At 63.8% G+C, this 20,694-nt stretch carries 20 protein-coding genes; 10 read left to right on the top strand and 10 right to left on the bottom strand.

Features of this window, described 5'->3' with window-relative positions:
- Nucleotides 1–264: 264 nt before the first annotated feature.
- Nucleotides 265–1,215 carry a hypothetical protein gene (locus NKI20_RS16275; protein ID WP_352831938.1) on the top strand — a complete coding sequence of 317 codons (951 nt, stop codon included), beginning with the start codon at nt 265–267 and terminating at the stop codon, nt 1,213–1,215.
- A gap of 147 nt (nt 1,216–1,362) precedes the next feature.
- On the opposite strand, the gene NKI20_RS16270 is transcribed toward NKI20_RS16275, so the two are convergent.
- Entirely contained in the window at nt 1,363–2,160 is a 798-nt protein-coding gene (locus NKI20_RS16270; RefSeq protein ID WP_352831936.1) for a class II glutamine amidotransferase, read from the bottom strand.
- Between the two features lie 16 nt (nt 2,161–2,176).
- Nucleotides 2,177–2,425, bottom strand: coding sequence for a DUF6356 family protein (locus tag NKI20_RS16265; protein ID WP_352604123.1), 249 nt, complete (start codon nt 2,423–2,425; stop codon nt 2,177–2,179).
- Between the two features lie 114 nt (nt 2,426–2,539).
- On the opposite strand from NKI20_RS16265, the gene NKI20_RS16260 reads away from it, so the two are divergent.
- The 6 genes from NKI20_RS16260 (at nt 2,540) to NKI20_RS16235 (ending at nt 6,320) form a co-directional block, all read left to right on the top strand.
- Nucleotides 2,540–3,013 (top strand): Lrp/AsnC family transcriptional regulator, encoded by a 474-nt coding sequence (locus NKI20_RS16260; RefSeq protein WP_352831934.1) that lies wholly within the window; start codon nt 2,540–2,542, stop codon nt 3,011–3,013.
- 75 nt (nt 3,014–3,088) lie between these two features.
- Nucleotides 3,089–3,574 (top strand): dUTP diphosphatase, encoded by a 486-nt coding sequence (gene dut, locus NKI20_RS16255; RefSeq protein WP_352831932.1) that lies wholly within the window; start codon nt 3,089–3,091, stop codon nt 3,572–3,574.
- Entirely contained in the window at nt 3,574–4,233 is a 660-nt protein-coding gene (locus NKI20_RS16250; protein ID WP_352831930.1) for an HAD family hydrolase, read from the top strand. Before dut ends, NKI20_RS16250 begins: the two co-directional genes overlap by 1 nt.
- A 68-nt stretch (nt 4,234–4,301) precedes the next feature.
- Nucleotides 4,302–4,427 carry a hypothetical protein gene (locus NKI20_RS16245; protein ID WP_352831928.1) on the top strand — a complete coding sequence of 42 codons (126 nt, stop codon included), beginning with the start codon at nt 4,302–4,304 and terminating at the stop codon, nt 4,425–4,427.
- A gap of 76 nt (nt 4,428–4,503) precedes the next feature.
- Nucleotides 4,504–5,307: an isocitrate lyase/PEP mutase family protein gene (locus tag NKI20_RS16240; protein WP_352831926.1), complete on the top strand. Its 804-nt coding sequence runs from the start codon at nt 4,504–4,506 to the stop codon at nt 5,305–5,307.
- A 14-nt stretch (nt 5,308–5,321) separates the two neighbouring features.
- The gene (locus NKI20_RS16235) at nt 5,322–6,320 is read left to right on the top strand and encodes a proline racemase family protein (RefSeq protein WP_352831924.1); all 999 of its coding nucleotides are present in this window, start codon (nt 5,322–5,324) and stop codon (nt 6,318–6,320) included.
- Between the two features lie 7 nt (nt 6,321–6,327).
- Here NKI20_RS16235 and NKI20_RS16230 read toward each other — a convergent pair whose 3' ends face one another.
- A complete protein-coding gene (locus NKI20_RS16230; protein WP_352831922.1) occupies nt 6,328–7,032 on the bottom strand; it encodes a sulfate transporter family protein in 705 nt (234 codons plus the stop codon).
- Between the two features lie 169 nt (nt 7,033–7,201).
- Nucleotides 7,202–8,104: a DMT family transporter gene (locus NKI20_RS16225; protein ID WP_352831920.1), complete on the bottom strand. Its 903-nt coding sequence runs from the start codon at nt 8,102–8,104 to the stop codon at nt 7,202–7,204.
- Between the two features lie 231 nt (nt 8,105–8,335).
- Here NKI20_RS16225 and NKI20_RS16220 point away from each other — a divergent pair, with 231 nt between their 5' ends.
- Both NKI20_RS16220 and NKI20_RS16215 read left to right on the top strand, forming a co-directional pair.
- Nucleotides 8,336–9,328: an adenosine kinase gene (locus tag NKI20_RS16220; RefSeq protein ID WP_352732817.1), complete on the top strand. Its 993-nt coding sequence runs from the start codon at nt 8,336–8,338 to the stop codon at nt 9,326–9,328.
- Between the two features lie 277 nt (nt 9,329–9,605).
- Nucleotides 9,606–10,307 (top strand): antitoxin Xre/MbcA/ParS-like domain-containing protein, encoded by a 702-nt coding sequence (locus NKI20_RS16215; protein ID WP_352831918.1) that lies wholly within the window; start codon nt 9,606–9,608, stop codon nt 10,305–10,307.
- Nucleotides 10,308–10,337: 30 nt separating this feature from the next.
- On the opposite strand, the gene NKI20_RS16210 is transcribed toward NKI20_RS16215, so the two are convergent.
- The 3 genes from NKI20_RS16210 to NKI20_RS16200 all read right to left on the bottom strand — a co-directional run bounded on the left by NKI20_RS16210 (nt 10,338) and on the right by NKI20_RS16200 (nt 13,888).
- Nucleotides 10,338–11,087: a GGDEF domain-containing protein gene (locus NKI20_RS16210; protein WP_352831916.1), complete on the bottom strand. Its 750-nt coding sequence runs from the start codon at nt 11,085–11,087 to the stop codon at nt 10,338–10,340.
- Nucleotides 11,088–11,426, bottom strand: coding sequence for a PAS domain-containing protein (locus NKI20_RS16205; RefSeq protein WP_352831914.1), 339 nt, complete (start codon nt 11,424–11,426; stop codon nt 11,088–11,090). It abuts the gene before it with no gap.
- Nucleotides 11,427–11,608: 182 nt separating this feature from the next.
- Entirely contained in the window at nt 11,609–13,888 is a 2,280-nt protein-coding gene (locus NKI20_RS16200; RefSeq protein WP_352831912.1) for an NADP-dependent malic enzyme, read from the bottom strand.
- A gap of 213 nt (nt 13,889–14,101) precedes the next feature.
- Here NKI20_RS16200 and mutS point away from each other — a divergent pair, with 213 nt between their 5' ends.
- Complete coding sequence (gene mutS, locus NKI20_RS16195; protein ID WP_352831910.1) at nt 14,102–16,828, top strand: DNA mismatch repair protein MutS; 2,727 nt, start codon at nt 14,102–14,104, stop codon at nt 16,826–16,828.
- Here the strand turns inward: mutS and NKI20_RS16190 are convergent, their stop codons facing one another.
- From NKI20_RS16190 to NKI20_RS16180, 3 genes are all read right to left on the bottom strand, one after another.
- Nucleotides 16,829–17,674 (bottom strand): aldo/keto reductase, encoded by an 846-nt coding sequence (locus NKI20_RS16190; RefSeq protein ID WP_352831908.1) that lies wholly within the window; start codon nt 17,672–17,674, stop codon nt 16,829–16,831.
- A gap of 86 nt (nt 17,675–17,760) precedes the next feature.
- Nucleotides 17,761–18,156, bottom strand: coding sequence for a CopM family metallochaperone (gene copM, locus NKI20_RS16185; protein WP_023762740.1), 396 nt, complete (start codon nt 18,154–18,156; stop codon nt 17,761–17,763).
- Nucleotides 18,157–18,199: 43 nt separating this feature from the next.
- Nucleotides 18,200–20,464 carry a heavy metal translocating P-type ATPase gene (locus NKI20_RS16180; protein WP_502898122.1) on the bottom strand — a complete coding sequence of 755 codons (2,265 nt, stop codon included), beginning with the start codon at nt 20,462–20,464 and terminating at the stop codon, nt 18,200–18,202.
- Between the last annotated feature and the right edge of the window lie 230 nt (nt 20,465–20,694).

The raw sequence follows: 20,694 nt of genomic DNA, 5'->3' as shown, positions 1-20,694 counted from the left end.
AGCTTGGTTGCCCGTTGCTCGATAGGAGCGTGTCACTGCTCTGCAAAGGAAGGGACGTGCTCAGCCCACGTTCAGCACGTTCTCGCGGATGATATGCCCCTAGCCCTCTGCGAGCTTAGCGCCGGCCCGCGACCGGAAAAGGCAGCGCGGATGGAATACCGTGGAATTCTCTGGAATTCCTGGAATATTAGCTAATGGAAATATATCATGGAAGGATAGGTACAGCATGTTATGGCAGAGTAACGAGCAGCAAGAGGCAGCCGTATGGCACAGCACATTGCGCAGAAATTGCGGTTGACGTCGGCGTTGTTGGGGACCGTCACCCGTAAGGATCTGGCGGCGGCGTTCCGGGCCGTTAATCCCAAGACCGCGTTCGATCTCGGCCGCGCCGACAAATGGCTGCAGGGTCGCGCCCAGCCGCGCGAGCACAGTGTCTATGACGATTGGGCGAAGCTGCTTGGCCTGGAGCAGTCCGGTTCATGGATCGCCGACTGCGACCTGCCGCACTTCACCGCCGCCATCGCAGCCCGCCACGGCGTCGACAGCGCGGTGCTCGAACGCCGCGCCGGCACTCAATTCGATGCCTCCTCCAACCATGATGAGCGCAGCGTCGTCTTCGCGCTGACTGGTACTTATGCATGTTATTCGCGCGCCTGGTCGCCTTACTATCGCGGCCAGATCATCAAGGGCATTCTGTCGATCGAGGCAGGGCCTGGCCTGCATGGCTTGACCGCCACATATCGCGAAGCCTTGCCGACCGGCCAGTTGGTGCTTGGCGGCCCGGTCACGCCAGCCAAGCGCGCTCTTTACGTGCATCTGAAGGAAGCCGGCGGCGACGCCCAGTTCTTCATCAGCCTGTTGCCGCAGTCGCAGCCGGGAAGTGTGCTTGGCGGGTATATGTGCGGAACCGCTATTATCGGCCCGGAGGCGCTGCCGTCATTGACCCGAATCCTCATGGTACGTCTGCGCGATCCGGCGCCTAGAACCACCTCGTGGGGCGGATACCTGCTGGGCGACCAGTCGATATCGGAGGATTTGGCATCGCTCGGCATATCCATCGACCAGCCGGAGCAGGTCGACCGACAACTCGTACGGTTCCTCGTGGGAGGCAGCGATGGTGGCGTCCACCAGATCCCGCCAGCCGAGTTCCGCGCCATTCTCGATGTCTTCGACCGCCATTGGCTGAGACAATCCAGCGCGCCGCAAAGCCCCTGAAAGTGACTGCCAGCCGATGCCCGCGACGACGCCGTGATTTGCGACTAAAGCGCGTCGCGTCGAAATGGATTCATGCACCGCGCTTTAGGTCTTCGCTTCCATGCATGTCGTTGTCTCAAAACCGGGGCCACTTTTGAGCGACATGCATTAGACGGCCAGCGCCAGCTTCGCAGCCGGAGCAAAGGGACGAATAGCCATGCCATCCCTGGTCATGGTGACAAAGCTCGATGGCGGAATAGCCTGCCAATCGCCGCCCTCGCGGTCAAACGGTTCGGACATGATGCAGCGGCCGCCGCCCTTGCGTAAGGTGGAGGTGTAGAGCGTCGGCGCGTGGGCGTCGGTCGCATAACGCACCGCGTGAAGTGCCTGCCCGTCCGAGAAGGCGGCGGTGAGTTTCAGTGACGGATCGAGACCGGCGCGGCGCGAAGCGTCGAGCACGCGGCTGGTGGCACGCGAGACGGCACCTTGCGGGTCGCCGGCCAACCCTTCATCGATCATCAGCAGGAAAAACAATTCGGAATCGGTGGTGCCTTCGCGCTGGTCGAAGACGGCGTCGGACAGCGAGTTCTCCAGCGCGCGGCGGATTTTTTCGAAGCCGCCGATCTGGCCGTTGTGCATGAACGACCAGGAGTTGGAGATGAACGGATGGCAGTTCATGCGGCTGGTGGCGCCGCCGGTGGAGGCGCGCACATGGGCCAGGAACAGGCCGGATTTGATCTGCCGGCACAGGCTCTTCAGATTGGGATCCGACCAGGCCGGCAGGATATCGCGATAGAGACCCGGCTCAGGGCGGTCGCCATACCAGGCAAGACCAAAGCCGTCGCCATTGGTCGGCGACTTTGCTTCCTGGGCGCAATGGCTCTGGGCGATTAGCGAGTGACAGGGCGCGGTAAGGATGTCTTCGAGAAAGACCGCTTCACCGAGATAGGCCGCCCATCGGCACATCGCTTTCTGTCGTCCTCTAGGCGCGATCCATAAGAGCCGCAGGCTCCTTGATCGGGTGTTTGCCTCTGTTGTGCGTCCGTTCGTAAAGCTCGCGAACGATTCGGCTGGCCGTAGTTTCAAACAGAAATGGCAAGAAAGCGTGAACGAGCGCGGCGCCCGCCGCCATCAGCAGCCGCGACGAAAACCAGGCGGCAAAACCCATGTGACCGAAATAGGTCTCGCCGACCTTGGCCGGATGAGAGGTGAAAATCCTTGCGATCGACATGCTGGTTCCCTTCAGCGCTTGACGTTCCTGACATGAGTATCCTGACATGCTTCGCAGGTTCATCGGTCTCAAATTGTCCTTGTATTTGGCCATCTCATGGGACAAACATCCCGCATGGCGTTGGAAATCGACGAAATCGATCGGAAATTGCTGGCAGAGTTGCAATGTGACGGCACGCTGTCGGTCGACCAGCTGTCGGAACGCGTGGCGCTGTCGCGCAATGCCTGCTGGCGCCGCGTGAAGCGGCTGGAGGAGGATGGCGTCATCACCGGCCGGGTGGCCCTGGTCGATGCCGAAAAACTCGGACTTGGCCTTTCCGTCTTCATCCTTATCCGCACGTCCAACCACGACCCGGAGTGGCTGCGGAAGTTCCGGGCGGCGGTGACAAGCTTTCCCGAGATCACCGGCGTCTACCGCATGTCCGGCGACCTCGACTATGTCTTGCGCGCCCGTGTCGCCGACGTGAAGGCCTATGACCGGCTCTACCAGCGGCTGATCGCCAAGGTGGCGCTGTCCGATGTATCGGCCTCCTTCGTGATGGAAGAGATCAAGGAGACGACCGTCGTTCCGATGGCTAGGTCGTCGTAACGCCACAAAGAAAGCCGTTGATAGGATTGTAGTCGAGTTGACCGAATCGCCGTTCGCGCCGATAGGATCGATTTTATGCGCGCAGCCCTTCAAACTCCCTCCGTCATCGGTCCCACCGTCGGCTTCGTCAGGTTGCCGCATGCTGAAGGGCTTCCCCTTCCTGGCTATGAAAGCGCAGGTGCGGCCGGCATGGATCTGCGCGCCGCGGTGCCCGAGGACCGGCCGCTGCTGATCCTGCCTGGCAAACGCGCTTTGGTGCCGACTGGGCTGATCCTGGAAATTCCGGAAGGCATGGAAGGTCAGGTCAGGCCTCGCTCGGGCCTTGCCTTCAAACATGGGTTGACCGTCCTCAACACGCCCGGCACCATCGACAGCGACTATCGCGGCGAGGTGAAGGTGCTTCTGATCAACCTCGGCGACGAGGATTTCGCGGTGACGCGCGGCATGCGCATCGCCCAGATCGTCTTCGCGGCGGTGACGCAGGCGGCCGTGGAAGAACGCACATTGGCCGGCGGCACGGCGCGTGGCTCGGGCGGGTTCGGATCGACCGGCACCGCCTGATGCGAATTCCTAAACTTGTCATCTTCGACTGCGACGGGATCCTGGTCGATACAGAGAACTTAGCCAATCGCCGTCTCGCCGAATGGCTGAGCGCTGCCGGTTATCCGACAAGCTTCGAATATTGCCGCAGGAATTTCTCCGGCCGCAGCATGGCGTCGGTGCAGAAAGAGATCGAAGGGGAGACCAGCGGCAGACTCGGCGCCGATTTCGTCGATCGCTGGAATGCCGGCCTTCCGGACCTGTTTGCCCATGGTGTCGAGGCGATCCCCTACGTCCGCGAGTTTGTCGAAACCGTGCGCTCAGCCGGCATCGCCTATTGTGTGGCCACTTCCGCCCGGGTGTCGAAGATGCACATCACGCTCGGCCAGACCGGGCTGTTGCCGCTGTTCGAGCACGCGATGTTTTCTTCCACCATGGTCGCGCGCGGCAAACCGTTCCCCGACCTGTTCCTGCATGCGGCCAAGACCATGGGCTTCGCGCCCGCCGACTGCATCGTCATCGAAGACAGCGTCGCCGGCACGCAGGCCGGCATCGCCGCCGGCATGCGGGTGTTTTCCTATCATGCCGATCCCTATTCCGACCGCGATGGCCTGATCCAGGCAGGCGGCATCCTGTTCGACGACATGCGCGAACTGGCCGGGCTGGTGCCGATCCACTGACCTGATCTGATCTCCATCAAAGGTGATCGTGACCGATGCTACGACGCTGAGCGGCGAAATCTGCGACGATGTCCGTCGCAGCCTGGAACTCACGCGATTCCGTCACCTGTCACTGGGAAAAGAAGACATCGCGCTACGACAAGAATTCCGACGCGCTGGACAGATTGGCAGGAGAGAACGCCAAACATTTCTGAACCAACGGCATTCGTTTGCCCGACCTGATGGGGCAGGCTAAAATCCGCTTAGCCACACCGCACAGGGGGAAATACCGTGGACAAAGGCAAGATCTTTCGCGACCTGCATGCCTCGACCTTCGTCATGCCCAATCCCTGGGATATCGGCACGACGAAGCTGCTGGCTTCTTTCGGCTTCACGGCGCTGGCGACGACCAGCGCCGGCTTTGCCTTTTCGCGCGGCTTGCCGGACGGCGCCGTGACTTTCGAGACGATGATCCATCACTGCCGCGAGGTGACGGCGGCGACCAGCCTGCCGGTCTCGGCCGATCTGGAGAAGGGCAAGGGCGACAGCCCGACCAGTGCCGCCGAAACCGTGTTCGCGGCGGAGGCGGCCGGCCTTGCCGGCTGCTCGATCGAGGACCACACCGGCGACCCGGACAGGCCGATCTATGATTTCTCGCACGCTGTCGAGCGCGTCGCGGCGGCAGTGGAGGCGGCGCGGGCGCTGAGGCGCGATTTCGTCTTCACCGCGCGCGCCGAGAATTTCCTATGGGGCAAGTCCGACCTCGACGACACCATCAAGCGGCTTCAGGCCTTCGAAGCGGCCGGCGCCGACGTGCTTTATGCGCCGGGCATCGGTGACGTCGAGATGGTGCGTGCGATCTGCTCGGCGGTCACTAAGCCGGTCAACGTCATGGCGAGGCCCGGCTTCACCATCGCCGATCTGGCCACGGCCGGAGTCAAGCGTATTTCGCTCGGGCCGTGGCTGACCAATTTCGCCTATGGCATGCTGGAGACGGCGGCGCGCGAGATCCAGCAGGACGGTACATTCGGCTTCACCCGCGCCGCCATGCCGTTCGGCAAGTTGCAGGCGCTGTTCGGCAAGTCTTCAGCTTAGATGGGGTCCGCGGCATGACGCTTACCGTCGTCGATATGCATACCGGCGGCGAACCGCTCAGGATCGTCACTGGCGGCTATCCGGATATCCCCAGCGGCACGATCCTGGAAAAGCGCGCCTATGTGCGCGACCATCTCGATCATCTCAGGAAAATCCTGATGTTCGAGCCGCGCGGCCACTACGACATGTATGGCGCCTTGCTGGTCGATCCGAACCTGCCCGGTGCCGATCTCGCCGTGCTGTTCATGCACAATGAAGGCTATTCGACTATGTGCGGCCACGCCATCGTCGCGCTCGGTCGCTACGCAGTGGACGAAGGGCTGGTGACGAAACGCGAGCCGGTGACGACGGTCAACATCGAGGCGCCATGCGGGTTGGTCGTCGCCTCGGTCGAGGTCAGGGACGGCAAGGCCGGTGCGGTGTCGTTCGAAAGCGTGCCGGCCTTCCTGTTCGCCGGCGGGCAGACGATAGAGCTGGCGGGCCATGGCAGGATCGGTTTCGACATCGCCTATGGCGGCGCCTTCTACGCGCTGGCCGATTGCCACCAATTCGGGCTCGAATTCGGCCGCGACCGGGTACGCGATTTCGTCGATGCGGCGACGGCCCTGACAGGCAGGCTGAAGGCCGAATTTCCGCTGTCGCATCCCGACCACGCCGACCTTGCCTTTCTCTACGGCACCATCCTGACCGACGGAAAGGATGCCTTTTCCGGCGAGGTGACCAAAAACATCTGTGTCTTCGCCGAGGCCGAGGTCGACCGCTCGCCGACCGGCTCCGGTGTCACCGCGCGGCTGGCGGCCATGCATGCCAAGGGCGAGATTGCGATCGGGCAGACGCGCATGTTCGGGAGCATCGCCGGCTCGCGCTTTTCCGGGTCCGTGGTGCGGACGGCGAAGGCTGGCCAGCACGAGGCGATCATCGCCCGCGTCGGCGGCCGCGCCTATTATTCTGGGCGAGCTGAGTTCATCGTCGAGCCCGACGACGAACTGGGGTGCGGGTTCCTCCTACGCTGAATAGAGCTTAGCCGCGGCGGGCAACTTCCCGCGCGCTGATTGCCTTGTGCAGATGCACCATCATGGCGGCAGCAAACAGCGGCGTCACCAGATTGAGCAGCGGCACCGCGAGGAAGGCAGCGATGAGCATCCCGGCGAGGAACACGGTGCCGGCATAGTGCCTGCGCAACGCCCTTGCCTCGTCTTCCCTGCGAAAGCGCATGGCGGCGAATTCGAAGAACTCGCGCCCGAGCAGATAGCCGTTGACGATGAAGAATGCGGCAATGTTGACGCCCGGCACCAGCAGAAGCAGCAAGGCGACGATGTTGCCAAGAATGATGACGCCGAGAAATCGCGTCGACAGCACCAGCGAGCGCAGCGCCGGCATGGCGCGGCCGGGCGGATCGCCGGGATAGTCGGTATGCTCGACCACGTCGGCGATATCGTCGAGAAACAGGCCGGCGACAACAGCCGTCACCGGCGCGATGAGCAACGCCATGCCGAAGGCGAGCGCGATGGCTGCGATGATGCCGCCGAGCCAGCCGGCCCAGGACGGCATGCCGGGCAACAGCGTCTGCAGCCACGGCAGGGCCAGCCACTCGACAAGGCTGGTCAGGCCGAACCACAAGGCCACCAGCGCCAGCAAGGTCAGCCCGAGCGTCTTGACGAACACGGCACGAAACGGAGGCGAGAGCAGCTCAAGGGCCGCGGTGCGTGCTGCGTCGAAAATCACCGTGCTTCACCCCAGATCAGCGGACACCGCCGAGCGGCGGAAGCTTCCGAGATAGGCAGCTTAGGTCACGCGCACAAGCGGGCTGGTTCTTTGCTTTGACGCAATTCCCAAGGGAAAGCGCTATGCGCTTTTCCCGGGAAAACCGCTTCACACTTTTCCTGGAATTGCTCTACCGAGCAAACGCCGGCTTGCGAACCGGTATGGTCATGGCAGCAACGCCGGCAACGACGAAACCCATGCCCAGCCATGCCGTCGAACCCAGGCTTTCGCCGAGGAAGAGGGCGCCGATGCCGACGCCGATGGGCACGCGCAGGTAGGCCTGAGAAGTGGTGCCGACCGAGCCTAGCGTGTGGATGAGGCGGAAATAGATGACGAAGGCCAGCGCCGTCGAAAATACCGACAGGCCGAGCAGCGCCAGGATCGATGCCGTCGACGGCGCCAGCGTCCAAGGCTGGTCGAACACAAGGCTGAGCGGGACCAGAATGATGGCGCCGCACAACATCGAACCAGCCGCCGGCAGCATCGGGTCGAGGCCCTTGAAGCCACGGCCAAAGATCGCCGCACCGGCATAGCAGATCGTCGCCGCGACGATAGCCAACTGCGCCCACAACTCGTGTCCGAGACCACCCAGCGCCTGCGTGCCGATGATGAGGCAGATGCCGGCAATGCCGGCGCTGACGCCAATCAGTTTGCGCAACGTGACCGGCTCGTGGCGGGTGACGAGCGCGGTCAAGAGGAAGGTGAAGATCGGTGAAGTCGCGTTCAAGATGGTGGCGAGGCCGGCATCCACCGAGCGCTCGGCCGCGGCGATCAGCGTGAACGGCACGACGCTGTTGAGGCATGCCTGAAAGGCAAAGCGGCGCCAGCTTGCCGCATCCCCCGGCATTGCAAGCCCGCGCCAGCGGATGATCGCGAACAGGATACCGCCTGCGATCAGGGTGCGGGCGGCAATGAAGGTGACCGGCGGGATGGTCTCGACGCCGATCTTGATGAAGGTGTAGGAGGCGCCCCAGAGCAATGCCAGCACGGCGAGCAGCGCCAGATCGGTCGTCATGTCGATTCTTGCAGGCATCGCCCCGGCTCGTCTTAAACGCGATCGTCTGAGCCAAGCTTGTAGCCGATGAGACGACAAAATGCTTCGGCCACGGTCGAATTGTCATAGCGCCTCGCAGCACCTTTGGCCTGTTCCGGCCTGTTTCGCCAAAGTTCCGTATCACGCCCTAGGCAAACCGGTTTCAAATCGCTAGACCCGCGCCGGGCCGGCATGGCAAGAAGCCGGCTCGGGTTTTTGGCGGAGACTTTGATGCCGAAATATGACGTGCTCTGCATCGGCAATGCCATTGTCGACATCATCGCCCAGTGCGACGAGGAATTCCTCGAAACCAACGGCATCATCAAGGGCGCGATGAACCTCATCGACACAAAGCGCGCCGAACTGCTCTACAGCCGCATGGGCCCGGCGATCGAAGCCTCCGGCGGCAGCGCCGGCAATACGGCGGCCGGCGTTGCCAGCTTCGGCGGCCGCGCCGCTTTCTTCGGCAAGGTCTCGAACGATACGCTGGGCGAAATCTACGCTCACGACATCCATGCCCAGGGCGTCGCCTTCGACACCAGGCCGCTCAAGGGCGAGCCGCCGACGGCGCGCTCGATGATCTTCGTCACCCCCGATGGCGAGCGTTCGATGAACACCTATCTCGGCGCCTGCGTAGAGCTCGGACCGGAGGATGTCGAGGCCGACAAGGCATCTGGCGCCAAGGTCACCTATTTCGAAGGCTATCTGTGGGATCCGCCGCGCGCCAAGGAAGCAATCCGGCAGACAGCCAAGCTGGCGCACGCGGCGGGCCGCGAAGTCTCCATGACCCTGTCGGATTCGTTCTGCGTCGACCGCTACCGCGACGAATTCCTCGACCTCATGCGTTCGGGCACGGTCGACATCGTCTTTGCCAACAGTCACGAGATCAAGTCGCTCTACCAGACATCGTCGTTCGACGAGGCGCTGGCGCAGATCCGCAAGGATTGCCGGATCGCCGCCGTGACCCGCTCGGAAAAGGGCTCGGTTATCGTGCGCGGCGACGAGACCGTGATCATCAAGGCGACCGCGATCAAGGAGCTGGTCGACACGACGGGCGCCGGCGATCTCTATGCCGCCGGCTTCCTGCATGGATACACCCAAGGCCGCGACCTGCAGACCTGCGGCGACCTTGGCTCACTGGCGGCCGGATTGGTGATCCAGCAGATTGGCCCCAGGCCGCGGCAGAATTTGCGCCGCGAGGCTGAGCAGGCGGGGTTGCTGTAGCGGCCATCAAGCCGCCGATATCCCTCCTTGGGGGAGATCGGCAGCTTGGCCGTACGTGCGCTCACCGTCGCGCGGCTGTCACACATCGCACCTACACGCAATCGAGGCGCCCTGCGACTGACCTTTCGGGGCGCCAATAGCCAATTGGGGTGTCCAGAAAATGCAAGACAGCAAGCTGTCGGGCCGCTGTATTTTTTGCCGCCGCGATTTCCGCTTTCCGCTCTAGAAGTTCAACAACCCGCCGCTGGGAGGAGCGCGCGGTCCGGAAGACAGATGCATGAACAGATTTCAGATCCAGGACACCAAGCAGGACGACTTCGCGGAGATGGTCGCGGAGGACGTCGAACGCGCGCTTGCCCACTATGATGAGGCCATCAACAAGCCCACCATGGTCTCGGTCGGCAAGATCGCCGGCAGCATTGCGTCCGCCGTCACCTTGCTGTCGCCAAAACACCAGCGCGCCATCGATACCATCCGTGCCGACCTGCCCGGCCTGGCATCGAAATTCGTTCGCGCGCTGGCGGCGGAGGCCGCGCGCCGTAGCGAGGCAGGCATAGGCCGCGCGACAGGACTGGCATCCCCGGCCGATATCGATGGGCCTGTTTCTTCATCGCCGCGAGCCGACGACCTCGAATCGATGCTGATCGAGGACTGGGCGGGCCGCGTCGCAGGATCGACCTATCTGGAAGAAAACCTGCGCATCGCCCGCTCGACCCTGCATCGCTGGCAAAGGCGGGGCGAGGTCATCGCCTTGCGCAAGGGCGGCCGCAAACATGTCTTCCCGTTGGCGCAGTTCGTCGACGGCAGGCCGGTTGCGGGCATCCGCGCCGTGCTGTCCCTGATCAGCAATCCGAGGCTGGCGTGGCTGTGGCTGACGCGGCCCTCGGCCGACCTCGAAGGCCAAGTCCCAATCGACCTGCTTCGCCAGGATCAGGTCGAGGAGGTCGTCGAGGCCGCACGCGTGTTCGCACCGGCTTGAAAGCTTTGCTACACCCAGGTCGCTCCTGCTCTAGGCAGTCTTGCGAATCGGCTGGCGAGATCCGGACTGTTCTTGCGAAGTCAGTTCCCTGGCAGTGACCAATCGGTTGCGGCCATTTCTTTTGCCGATATACATCAGCCGGTCGGCGAGAGCGACCAGGGCATCCGAATCGGCGGCGTCCACAGGATACATGGCGATACCGACGGTGCAGCCGATCTGGATGGCGCTATCTGGCGCCGGGATTTTGATCTGCAGCCTTTCCAGGATGCGCTCGGCGACCCGCACCGCCTTTTGCCGCGCGAGATCCGGCTCTCCCGAAAACAGGAAGGCGAACTCATCGCCACCGAGCCGCGCCACGAAATCGTCACTGCGCAAGATGGAGCGAAGGTTCTTCGATACGCGCTGCAGCAGCGCGTCGCCGGCCTCGTGGCCGAGCGTGTCGTTGACTTGCTTGAACCGGTCGAGGTCGATGAACAGAAGACCGGCCGCCTCGCCGGTGGCGCCGCAGCGGGCGACCACCGATTTCAGTTCGTCGTGGAAGGCGCGCCGGTTGGGCAAGTCGGTCAATGCATCGTGGTTGGCCGAATGGTCGCTCTGCAGCTTCGCCAGCTCGATCTCCCGCTTTTGCGCGGACAGTTCCTCGTTGGCTGCCTTCAGATCCAGCAGCAGCTGGGAATTGAGGTCCTCGACAACCTTGCGGTCGCTGATGTCGACGACGAAGCCTTCCAGGAATTCGAGTTTCCCGGTGTCGTCCCAGACACCGCCGCCGATCTCGCGCACCTATAGCGGTTCGCCGACCTGCGGGACGATGCGATAGTCGACGTTCCAGTTGCAGCGCGCCTCGAGCGCGCCGTCGACGGCGGCATAGACGGCGGCGAGATCATCCGGATGGATGGCCGAGACATAGTCGCGCACCGCGTTGTGAATGAAATCGCTCGGCCAATAACCGCTGACGGTGAAGATGCCGTCGCTGATGTAGAGCATGGTGTAGGACGCATCATTGCGACAGCGGTAGAGATAGCCGTCCATGCGGCCGGTGATGCTGAGAAGCGCATCCAGGCGTTCGTCCTGATAGGCCCCCTCGCCGACCACCGATGCTGGAACTCGATCATGCTTCATGGCCGCACCCCCGTTTTGGCGGTCTGAGCGAGCCGTAGATGCCATCACGGCACGTCGGCAGGACATCCCCTATATCAGCTGAATCTTATCAATCTCTTATGGCTGAGCGTCGGCGGCCTTCTGGACGCCGTACGGTCAGAAAGCCAGGTCGTCGGCTTTTCGTCCGCGGCGCGGACCGTTCGTCAAGTCCCCGCCGTATACGCCGCGATCGCCGCCATGTTGACGATGTCTGAGTCCTTAGCGTTGAGAGACACGATCTGCACAGGCTTGTTCAGCCCGACCAGCAGCGGGCCGATTACCGTCGAGCCGCCGAGTTCCTGCAGCATCTTGGTCGAGATCGAGGCCGAGTGGAACGCCGGCATGATCAGCACATTGGCCGGGCCAGTCAGCCGGATGAACGGATATTGCGCCATGGCGCGGGCGTTGAGCGCGACATCGGCGGCCATTTCGCCGTCATATTCGAAATCGACACGACGCTTGTCGAGGATGCGCACGGCTTCCTGGACGCGTTCGGAGCGCTCGCCGTGCGGTTGGCCGAAGGTCGAATAGGCAAGCATGGCAAGCCTCGGCTCGTAGCCCATGCGGCGGGCGAAGCCTGCCGCCTCCTCGGCGATGTCGGCGATCTGCTCGGCGTTCGGCATATCGTGCACGGCGGTATCGGCGACCAGCACGGTCCTGCCCCGCGCCAGCACGATCGAGACGCCGATGACGCGGTGGCCGGGCCTGGCATCGATGACGCGACGGATGTCGTCGAGCGCGGTGGAATAGTTGCGGGTCACGCCCGTGACGATACCGTCGGCATCGCCCAACGCCACCATGCAGGCGGCGAAGTGGTTGCGGTCGTTGTTGATCAGCCGCTGGCAGTCGCGGAACAGGAAGCCTTTGCGCTGCATGCGCTCGTAGAGGTAATCGGTGTAGACGCCGTTGCGGCGCGACAGCCGTGCATTGATGATCTCGATGCCTTGCTTGTTGAGGTCGATGCCGGCGAGCCTGGCGTTGTCCTTGATGACGTCGTCGCGACCAAGCAGGATGGCGGTGCCGAGCTTCTGGTTCACATAGGAGACGGCGGCGCGCATCACCTGTTCCTCCTCGCCCTCGGCGAAGACGATGCGCTTGGGCTGGCGGCGCACACGGTCGTAGATGCGCTGCAAGGTCGAGGCGATCGGGTCGCGGCGGGCTGACAGTTCCTGCGCGTAGCGGTCGAGATCGAGGATCGGCTTGCGAGCGACGCCTGAATCCATCGCCGCCTTGGCCACCGCTATCGGAATGGCCGAGATCAGGCGCGGGTCGAACGGCACCGGGATGATGTAGTTGGGGCCGAATTTCGGCCGGTTGCCCTGATAGGCGGCGGCGACGTCGTCGGGCACGTCCTGGCGCGCAAGTGCTGCAAGTGCCTGGGCGGCGGCGATCTTCATGTCGTCATTGATGGTGGTGGCCCTGACATCCAGCGCACCGCGGAAGATGTAGGGGAAGCCGAGCACGTTGTTGACCTGGTTAGGATAGTCGGAACGCCCGGTCGCCATGATGGCATCGGTCCGGATCTCGGCCACTTCCTCCGGCGTGATCTCCGGGTCGGGATTGGCCATGGCGAAAATGATCGGGTTCTTGGCCATGGACCGCAACATTGCGGTGGTCAGCGCACCCTTGGCGGAAAGGCCAAGGAAGACATCGGCGCCGTCGAGCGCCTCGGCGAGGCTGCGTGCCTCGGTCTTGACCGCATGCGCCGATTTCCACTGGTTCATGCCTTCGGTGCGGCCTTGAAAGACCACGCCCTTGGTGTCGCACAAAATGATGTTTTCGGGCGTGAAGCCCATCGCCTTCATCAATTCGATGCAAGCGATGCCGGCGGCACCGGCGCCGTTGCAGACCATCTTCGTGGTCTTCATGTCGCGGCCGGTGACCTCCAGCGCGTTGATCAGGCCGGCGGACGAGATGATGGCCGTGCCGTGCTGGTCGTCGTGAAAGACCGGGATGTCCATCAATTCGCGCAGCCGCTGCTCGATGATGAAGCATTCCGGCGCCTTGATGTCCTCGAGATTGATGCCGCCGAAGGACGGGCCGAGGAAGCGCACGCAGTTGATGAACTCCTCGGCATCCTCGGTATCGACCTCAAGATCGATGGAATCGACATCGGCGAAGCGCTTGAACAGCACCGCCTTGCCTTCCATCACCGGCTTGGAGGCCAGCGCGCCGAGATTACCGAGGCCGAGAATGGCGGTGCCGTTGGAGATGACGGCGACCATGTTGCCGCGCGTCGTGTAGTCGAAGGCGCGGCTGGGGTCCTCGGCGATAGCGAGAACCGGAACCGCGACGCCGGGCGAATAGGCGAGACTCAGATCGCGTTGCGTTGCCATCGGCTTGGTGGCGACGACTTCCAGCTTGCCGGGGCGCCCCATGGCGTGGAATTCGAGTGCTTCCTGCGCGCTGACGGACGGACCGCTGTTCTCGGTTTTCCTGGCCATGATGTGCTTGATTTCCTCGCCGGTGCAGCACCTCGTTGAAGCGGGTGCTTTGTTTCGATTCGAATTAAGACCACGCGCCGCCGCGTGTAAACCGCCAGCGCTTGGGAATCGCGGATCGTCCGGGAAATTGCGAACACCCGGCAGCCCGGTCGTCCCCTGTTTTTCGAAGCCCCGGCATTAAACCGCGCGATCACATCTGCTAGCGTGCCGTGCATGAACATGCATGCCCCGAACGAGCCGGACGCCCCCGAGGCCATGACGCCGTTGCCGACCGCCGGCGCCACGCCGATGATAGAGCAGTTCATCGAGATCAAGGCGGCGAACCCGGATTCGCTGCTGTTCTACCGCATGGGCGATTTCTACGAGCTGTTCTTCGACGACGCCGAGAAGGCGAGCCGGGCGCTGGGCATCGTGCTGACCAAGCGCGGCAAGTATCAAGGGCTCGACATTCCAATGTGTGGCGTGCCGGTGCATGCGGCCGACGATTATCTGCAGAAGCTGATCGGCCAGGGATTTCGCGTTGCCGTCTGCGAGCAGATCGAGGATCCGGCCGAGGCGAAGAAACGCGGCTCGAAATCCGTGGTGCGCCGCGACGTGGTGCGGTTGGTGACGCCTGGCACCATCACCGAGGACAAATTGCTGGCACCGTCGGAATCGAGCTTTCTGATGGCCCTGGGGCGGGTGAAGGGTGGCGGGACCGATCACGCCTTTGCGCTGGCCTGGATCGACATCTCGACCGGCGCCTTCCGCGTCACCGACACAACCGCCGACCGGCTGCTGGCCGACATCTTCCGTGTCGATCCGCGTGAGCTGATCGTCGCCGAACCAGTGTTTTACGATCCGGAACTGAAGCCGGTGTTCGACGTGCTCGGCCGCGTCGCCAGCCCGCAGCCGCCGTCGCTGTTCGATTCGGCCTCGGCCACCGGGCGCATCGCTCGCTTCTTCGACGTGGCGACGCCGGACTCCTTTGGCGCCTTTTCGCGCGCCGAACTGTCGGCAATCTCGGGCGCCATCGCCTATGTCGAAAAGACGCAAAAGGCCGAGCGGCCACCGCTGTCGCGGCCCGAGCGCGAGGAGCAGGGCTCGACCCTGTTCATCGACCCGGCGACGCGCGGCAATCTCGAACTGCTGCGCACGCTGTCGGGCAGCCGCGAAGGCTCGCTGTTCAAGGCGATCGACCGGACGGTGACGGGCGGCGGTGCAAGACTGCTCGCCGACAGGCTGATGGCGCCTCTGACCGACCCCGCCGCGATCGGCGCCAGGCTGGATTCGGTGTCGTTCTTCCGTTCCGAGACGCGGCTCTGCCAGGCGGTGCGGTCGAGCCTGAAGAGCGTCGCTGACATGCCGCGCGCGCTGTCGAGGCTGGCGCTCAACCGCGGCGGCCCGCGCGATCTCGGCGCGCTGCGCGCCGGTTTCGAGGCGGCAGGCGCGATCGCCGAAATCTTTGCCACGACCGCCCTGCCCCTGGAACTCGCGGCCGCACTCGCCGCCATCCATGCGCTGCCTCAGGCGCTGGCTCAGCATTTGACGCAGGCGCTTGGCGAGGAACTGCCGCTGCTGAAGCGCGACGGCGGCTTCGTTCGCGGCGGCTATCACGCCGAACTCGACGAGATGCGGGCGCTGCGCGACGAATCGCGAAAGGTCATCGCCGGGCTGGAGCGCTCGCTGATCGACGAGACTGGCATCCGCTCGCTGAAGATCCGGCACAACAATGTGCTTGGCTACTACATCGAGGTGACCGCCAATCACCATGCGACCATGACCGGTAGCGACGGCGCCAAGGCGCGCTTCATCCACCGGCAGACCATGGCCAACGCCATGCGCTTCACCACGACCGAACTTGCCGGACTTGAGACCAAGATCGCCAATGCCGCAGACCGGGCGCTCAGCATCGAGCTAGCCGCCTTCGACGCGCTGACGGCGGAAGCGGTCGGCGAGGCGGAAAAGATCCGCGCCGGCGCCGATGCGCTGGCCGTGCTCGACGTGTCGGCGGCGCTCGCGCTTTTGTCGGAAAGCGAAGCCTGGTGCCGGCCGGTGGTGGATTCCAGCCTTGCCTTCGAGATTGCGGGCGGGCGCCATCCGGTGGTCGAGCAGGCGCTGCGCCGCTCCGGCGAAGGCCCGTTCGTCGCCAACGACTGCGACCTGTCACCGGAAGGCAGCGCCAAGAACGGCGCGATCTGGCTTTTGACCGGCCCCAATATGGGCGGCAAGTCGACGTTCCTGCGGCAGAACGCGCTGATCGCCATCCTGGCCCAGACCGGCTCCTTCGTGCCGGCGACATCGGCCCATGTCGGCGTCGTCGACCGGCTGTTCTCGCGCGTCGGCGCCTCGGACGATCTGGCGCGCGGCCGCTCGACCTTCATGGTCGAGATGGTCGAGACGGCGGCGATCCTCAACCAGGCCGGTGAACGGGCGCTGGTCATCCTCGACGAGATCGGCCGCGGCACCGCCACCTTCGACGGCCTGTCGATCGCCTGGGCGGCGGTCGAATATCTGCACGAGAAGAACCGCTGCCGGGCGATCTTCGCCACCCATTTCCATGAAATGACCTCGCTCGCCGGCAAGCTGGCGCGATTGCACAACGTCACCATGCGGGTCAAGGAATGGGAAAACGACGTCGTCTTCCTGCACGAGGTCGGCAAGGGTGCGGCCGACCGCTCCTACGGCGTGCAGGTGGCGCGGCTGGCCGGCCTGCCCGAAGCGGTGGTCGACCGGGCCAAGGAAGTGCTGCACCAGCTCGAAGAAGGCGAGGTCTCAGGCAAGACCAACCGGCTGGTCGACGACCTGCCGCTGTTTTCGGTGGCGGTGAAGCGCGAAGCGCCGAAGCCGGTGAAAAGTGATGCGCTGGGTGCAGCGCTGGGCGAGATCAATCCTGACGAGATGACGCCAAGGGAGGCGCTGGAAGCGCTTTACCGGCTGAAGGGGCTGGCGGGCAAGTAGTCAGATCATCTCCAGGCCGCGCTTGCGCGTCGGCGGCGGGAAGGCGCGGTCGAGATCGGCGAGATCTTCGCCCGTAAGCTTGATGTAGAGCGCAGCAGCATTCTGGCGGACGTGTTGCTGGCTGCTGGCTTTCGGAATGGCGATGACGCCCTCCTGGTGCATCACCCAGGCCAAGACGATTTGCGCCGGGGTGGCATTGTGGCGGGCGGCAATTGCGTCGAGCCGGGCATTGCGGGCCAGCGCGCCCTGCTCGACCGGCGAATAGGCCATCAAAGGGATGCCGCGCTGCCGACTCCAGGGGGCGAGATCGAATTCGAGGCCACGCCGGACCAGATTGTAGAGCACCTGGTTGGTCTGGACGTTGCCGCCATCTGGCAGGCCGACCAGTTCTTCCATCTCGTCGGCGTCGAAATTGCTGACGCCCCAGTGGCGGATCTTGCCGTCCTCTTTCAAGGCCTCGAAGGCCGCGACCGTCTCGGTCAGCGGCACGCCACCGGGCCAATGCAGCAAATAGAGATCGATGCGGTCGGTGCGCAGGCGTTTCAGGCTGTTTTCGCAGGCGCGCTGCACGCCCTCGCGCGAAGCGTTTGATGGTAGAACCTTTGAAACCAGGAAGGTCTCGTCGCGGCGCCCGGCAATAGCCTCGGCCACCACCTCCTCGGCGCGGCCGCCGGCATACATTTCAGCGGTGTCGATCAGTGTTATGCCGAGGTCGAGGCCGAGCTTGAGAGCATTCACTTCATCGGTGAGGCGGCTGATATCCTCACCCATCTTCCATGTCCCCTGACCAAGCACCTGAACGGCTTCGCCAGACGGCAATTTGGTGGTTCTGATGATCGATGGCATGACAAGCTCCAGTGGGGCCGGATCGCATCACAGGCTGGGCGAGAAATCCAGAGGCGTTCTCGATTGCCTTGGCGATTGCCTGAAGCTTACTTCACCGGGTGGGCGGCGAGCCATGCCTGCATCTGCTTGATCTCGGCTTGCTGGGCGGCGATAACGCCTTCGGCGAGCTTGCGGATTTCCGGATCCTTGCCATTGGCAAGCACGACCTTGGCCATGTCGATGGCACCTTGATGGTGCGGGATCATGCCCTTGACGAAATCGACGTCGGCATTGCCGGTGTACTCGGACGCCATCATGTCGGTGTGCATCTTGTCCATCGCCGCCTTGTAGCCTTCCGTCGAAGGGCTAGTCGCCGCGCCCGTCGCCATGGCGCCCATGTCGTGTTTCATCTCTTCGCTCTGCGCCGGAACGCTTTCGAGGAAGACGGCAACCAGCATTCCGGCCGCCATCAGCAAAAGCACGATTTTCTTAGCCAAGGTCATTCCTGGTCTCCTGTTGATTGGTTTTCGTATTTGGGGGCTTGGATCAGAGTTTCAATGTTCTGAGCCGCAGGGCGTTTGATATCACCGACACCGAGGACAGGCTCATCGCCGCCGCCGCCAGCATCGGCGACAACAGCGTGCCCGTGAGCGGATAGAGCACGCCGGCAGCGACCGGCACGCCAAGCACGTTGTAGAGGAAGGCAAAGAACAGGTTCTGGCGGATGTTGCGGATCGTCGCCTGGGCCAGCGTGCGGGCCCGCACGATGCCATTGAGGTCGCCCTTGACCAAGGTGATGCCGGCGCTTTCGACGGCGACATCGGCGCCGGTGCCCATGGCGATGCCGACATCGGCCGCGGCAAGCGCGGGTGCGTCGTTGACGCCGTCGCCGGCCATGGCGACGCCCGCGCCTTTTGCGCGCAGTTCCTCAACGAGGCCCGCCTTCTGTTCCGGCAACAGGCCGGCGCGAACCTCGTCGATGCCGAGGCTCCTGGCAATGGCGTTGGCCGTACGCTCATTGTCGCCGGTCGCCATGATGATCCTCAGGCCGCTGCCATGCAGCGCCTTGATCGCCTCGGCGGTGGTCGCCTTGACCGGATCGGCGACAGCGACAATGCCGCCCAGTTTCTTGCCGACGGCGACGAACATCGCCGTCTTGCCTTCCGCCTGCAGCGTCTCGGCCTGAGCCGAGATGGATGCGGTGTCGATGCCGATATCGGCCATCATCGCGGCATTACCGAGCGCGACCTTCTTTCCCGATACGGTGCCGGAGACGCCCTTGCCGGTGACCGCCTCGAAGCCGCTGGCATCGGCGACGGCTATGCCGCGCGTAGCGGCGCCTTCGACGATGGCTTCGGCCAGCGGATGCTCCGACCCCTTCTCCAGGCCTGCGGCAAGCGCCAGCAATTCGTCTTCGGAAAAGCCCTTTGCCGCAACGACATCGGTTAGTTTCGGCCGGCCTTCGGTCAGCGTACCCGTCTTGTCGACAATCAGCGTGTCGACGGAGGCGAAGCGTTCGAGTGCCGCGGCTTCCTTGATCAGTACACCGGCGTGCGCCCCACGCCCGGTGGCCGTCATGATCGACATCGGCGTGGCGAGGCCGAGCGCACAGGGGCAAGCGATGATCAGCACCGACACCGCCGAGACGATGGCAAAGATCAGGCTGGGCTCGGGTCCGAACATGGCCCAGGCGACGAAAGCGGCAATCGCGATGAGGACGACGGCCGGGACAAAGTAGAAGGAAACGCGATCGGCCAGCCCTTGAATCGGGGCGCGCGAGCGTTGCGCCTTGGCGACGAGCTCGACGATGCGCGCCAGCGTCGTCTCGGAGCCGATCCGCTCGGCGCGCATGATCAGCGAACCGTTCTTATTGAGCGTGCCGCCGGTCAAGGCATCGCCTTCAGTCTTTTCGACCGGCAACGGCTCGCCCGTGATCATCGATTCGTCTATCGAGGAACGGCCCTCCAGCACGATGCCGTCGACCGGCACCGCGTCGCCGGGACGAATGCGCAGGCGATCGCCGGCCTTGACCGCATCAAGCGACACATCGCTTTCGGAACCGTCGGCGGCGATCAGCCGCGCGGTCTTGGGTGCGAGATCGAGCAAGGCACGGATTGCCGAGCCGGTCTTTTCACGCGCGCGCAATTCCAGCACCTGGCCAAGGAAGACCAGCGCGACGATGACGGCGGCAGCCTCGAAATAGACCGGCACGGCACCGCCATGGCCGCGGAACTGATGCGGAAAAATGTCCGGAAACAGCGTCGCGACGACGCTGTAGAGATAGGCAGCACCTACACCTAGCGAGATCAGGGTCCACATGTTGGGGCTGCGGTTGAGGATCGAATCCCAGCCACGATGAAAGAAGGGCAGCGCCGCCCACAGCACGACGGGACTGGCCAGCGCCAGCTCCAGCCAGACCATCGTCCGCTCGTCGATAAAGGCCTGGAACGTCAGGCCGAGCATTGGCGCCATGGCGACGATCAGCAACGGCACGGACAGTGCGGCACTGACCCAGAACCGCCTGGTGAAATCGACCAGTTCGGGATTTGGCCCTTCATCGCCTGTCGGGACGCCCATCGGCTCCAGCGCCATGCCGCAGATCGGGCAGGAGCCGGGCTTGTCGCGGATGATTTCGGGGTGCATCGGGCAGGTGTATTGCGTGCCCTTGGGCATCGCCTGGGGCGCCGGCCTGTCGCCGAGATATTTTTGCGGCTCCGCTTCGAATTTCGCTTGGCAGCCAGCGGAACAGAAGTAGAAGCCACGGCCTTCGTGGCGGACGAAGTGCCTGGCTGTCGCACGATCGACGCTCATGCCGCAGACCGGATCGGTGGCAGTCAGGAATTTTTCCGGCTCGGCGACGAACTTCGTGCGGCAGCCTTGACTGCAGAAATGATAGAGGTGGCCATCATGCCCGGGCCCCCGCGTTGCCGGGGCCGGGGGGACCGGGAATGCCCAGCCCCGGTAGCCGGCCCCGGCCAGTTGGGGAGGTGTTGGGGGGGTTTGCGAACAACCCCCCCCCAGGGGGGGGTTGAGGGGGTAGG

The organism is Mesorhizobium sp. M0830 (genome assembly GCF_040319965.1).
Taxonomy (GTDB): Bacteria; Pseudomonadota; Alphaproteobacteria; order Rhizobiales; family Rhizobiaceae; genus Mesorhizobium.
The sequence above is the reverse complement of the archived record's forward strand: the minus strand, read 5'-3'. Positions and strand labels throughout refer to the sequence as shown.

Excerpts from the sequence above, each read along its gene's own strand:
- NKI20_RS16275 (WP_352831938.1), top strand. The coding sequence starts at position 265 with ATGGCACAGCACATTGCGCAGAAATTGCGGTTGACGTCGGCGTTGTTG.
- NKI20_RS16270 (WP_352831936.1), bottom strand. The coding sequence starts at position 2,160 with ATGTGCCGATGGGCGGCCTATCTCGGTGAAGCGGTCTTTCTCGAAGAC.
- NKI20_RS16265 (WP_352604123.1), bottom strand. The coding sequence starts at position 2,425 with ATGTCGATCGCAAGGATTTTCACCTCTCATCCGGCCAAGGTCGGCGAG.
- NKI20_RS16260 (WP_352831934.1), top strand. The coding sequence starts at position 2,540 with ATGGCGTTGGAAATCGACGAAATCGATCGGAAATTGCTGGCAGAGTTG.
- dut (WP_352831932.1), top strand. The coding sequence starts at position 3,089 with ATGCGCGCAGCCCTTCAAACTCCCTCCGTCATCGGTCCCACCGTCGGC.
- NKI20_RS16250 (WP_352831930.1), top strand. The coding sequence starts at position 3,574 with ATGCGAATTCCTAAACTTGTCATCTTCGACTGCGACGGGATCCTGGTC.
- NKI20_RS16245 (WP_352831928.1), top strand. The coding sequence starts at position 4,302 with ATGTCCGTCGCAGCCTGGAACTCACGCGATTCCGTCACCTGTCACTGG.
- NKI20_RS16235 (WP_352831924.1), top strand. The coding sequence starts at position 5,322 with ATGACGCTTACCGTCGTCGATATGCATACCGGCGGCGAACCGCTCAGG.
- NKI20_RS16225 (WP_352831920.1), bottom strand. The coding sequence starts at position 8,104 with ATGCCTGCAAGAATCGACATGACGACCGATCTGGCGCTGCTCGCCGTG.
- NKI20_RS16220 (WP_352732817.1), top strand. The coding sequence starts at position 8,336 with ATGCCGAAATATGACGTGCTCTGCATCGGCAATGCCATTGTCGACATC.
- NKI20_RS16215 (WP_352831918.1), top strand. The coding sequence starts at position 9,606 with ATGAACAGATTTCAGATCCAGGACACCAAGCAGGACGACTTCGCGGAG.
- NKI20_RS16205 (WP_352831914.1), bottom strand. The coding sequence starts at position 11,426 with ATGAAGCATGATCGAGTTCCAGCATCGGTGGTCGGCGAGGGGGCCTAT.
- NKI20_RS16200 (WP_352831912.1), bottom strand. The coding sequence starts at position 13,888 with ATGGCCAGGAAAACCGAGAACAGCGGTCCGTCCGTCAGCGCGCAGGAA.
- mutS (WP_352831910.1), top strand. The coding sequence starts at position 14,102 with ATGAACATGCATGCCCCGAACGAGCCGGACGCCCCCGAGGCCATGACG.
- NKI20_RS16190 (WP_352831908.1), bottom strand. The coding sequence starts at position 17,674 with ATGCCATCGATCATCAGAACCACCAAATTGCCGTCTGGCGAAGCCGTT.
- copM (WP_023762740.1), bottom strand. The coding sequence starts at position 18,156 with ATGACCTTGGCTAAGAAAATCGTGCTTTTGCTGATGGCGGCCGGAATG.
- NKI20_RS16180 (WP_502898122.1), bottom strand. The coding sequence starts at position 20,464 with ATGAGCGTCGATCGTGCGACAGCCAGGCACTTCGTCCGCCACGAAGGC.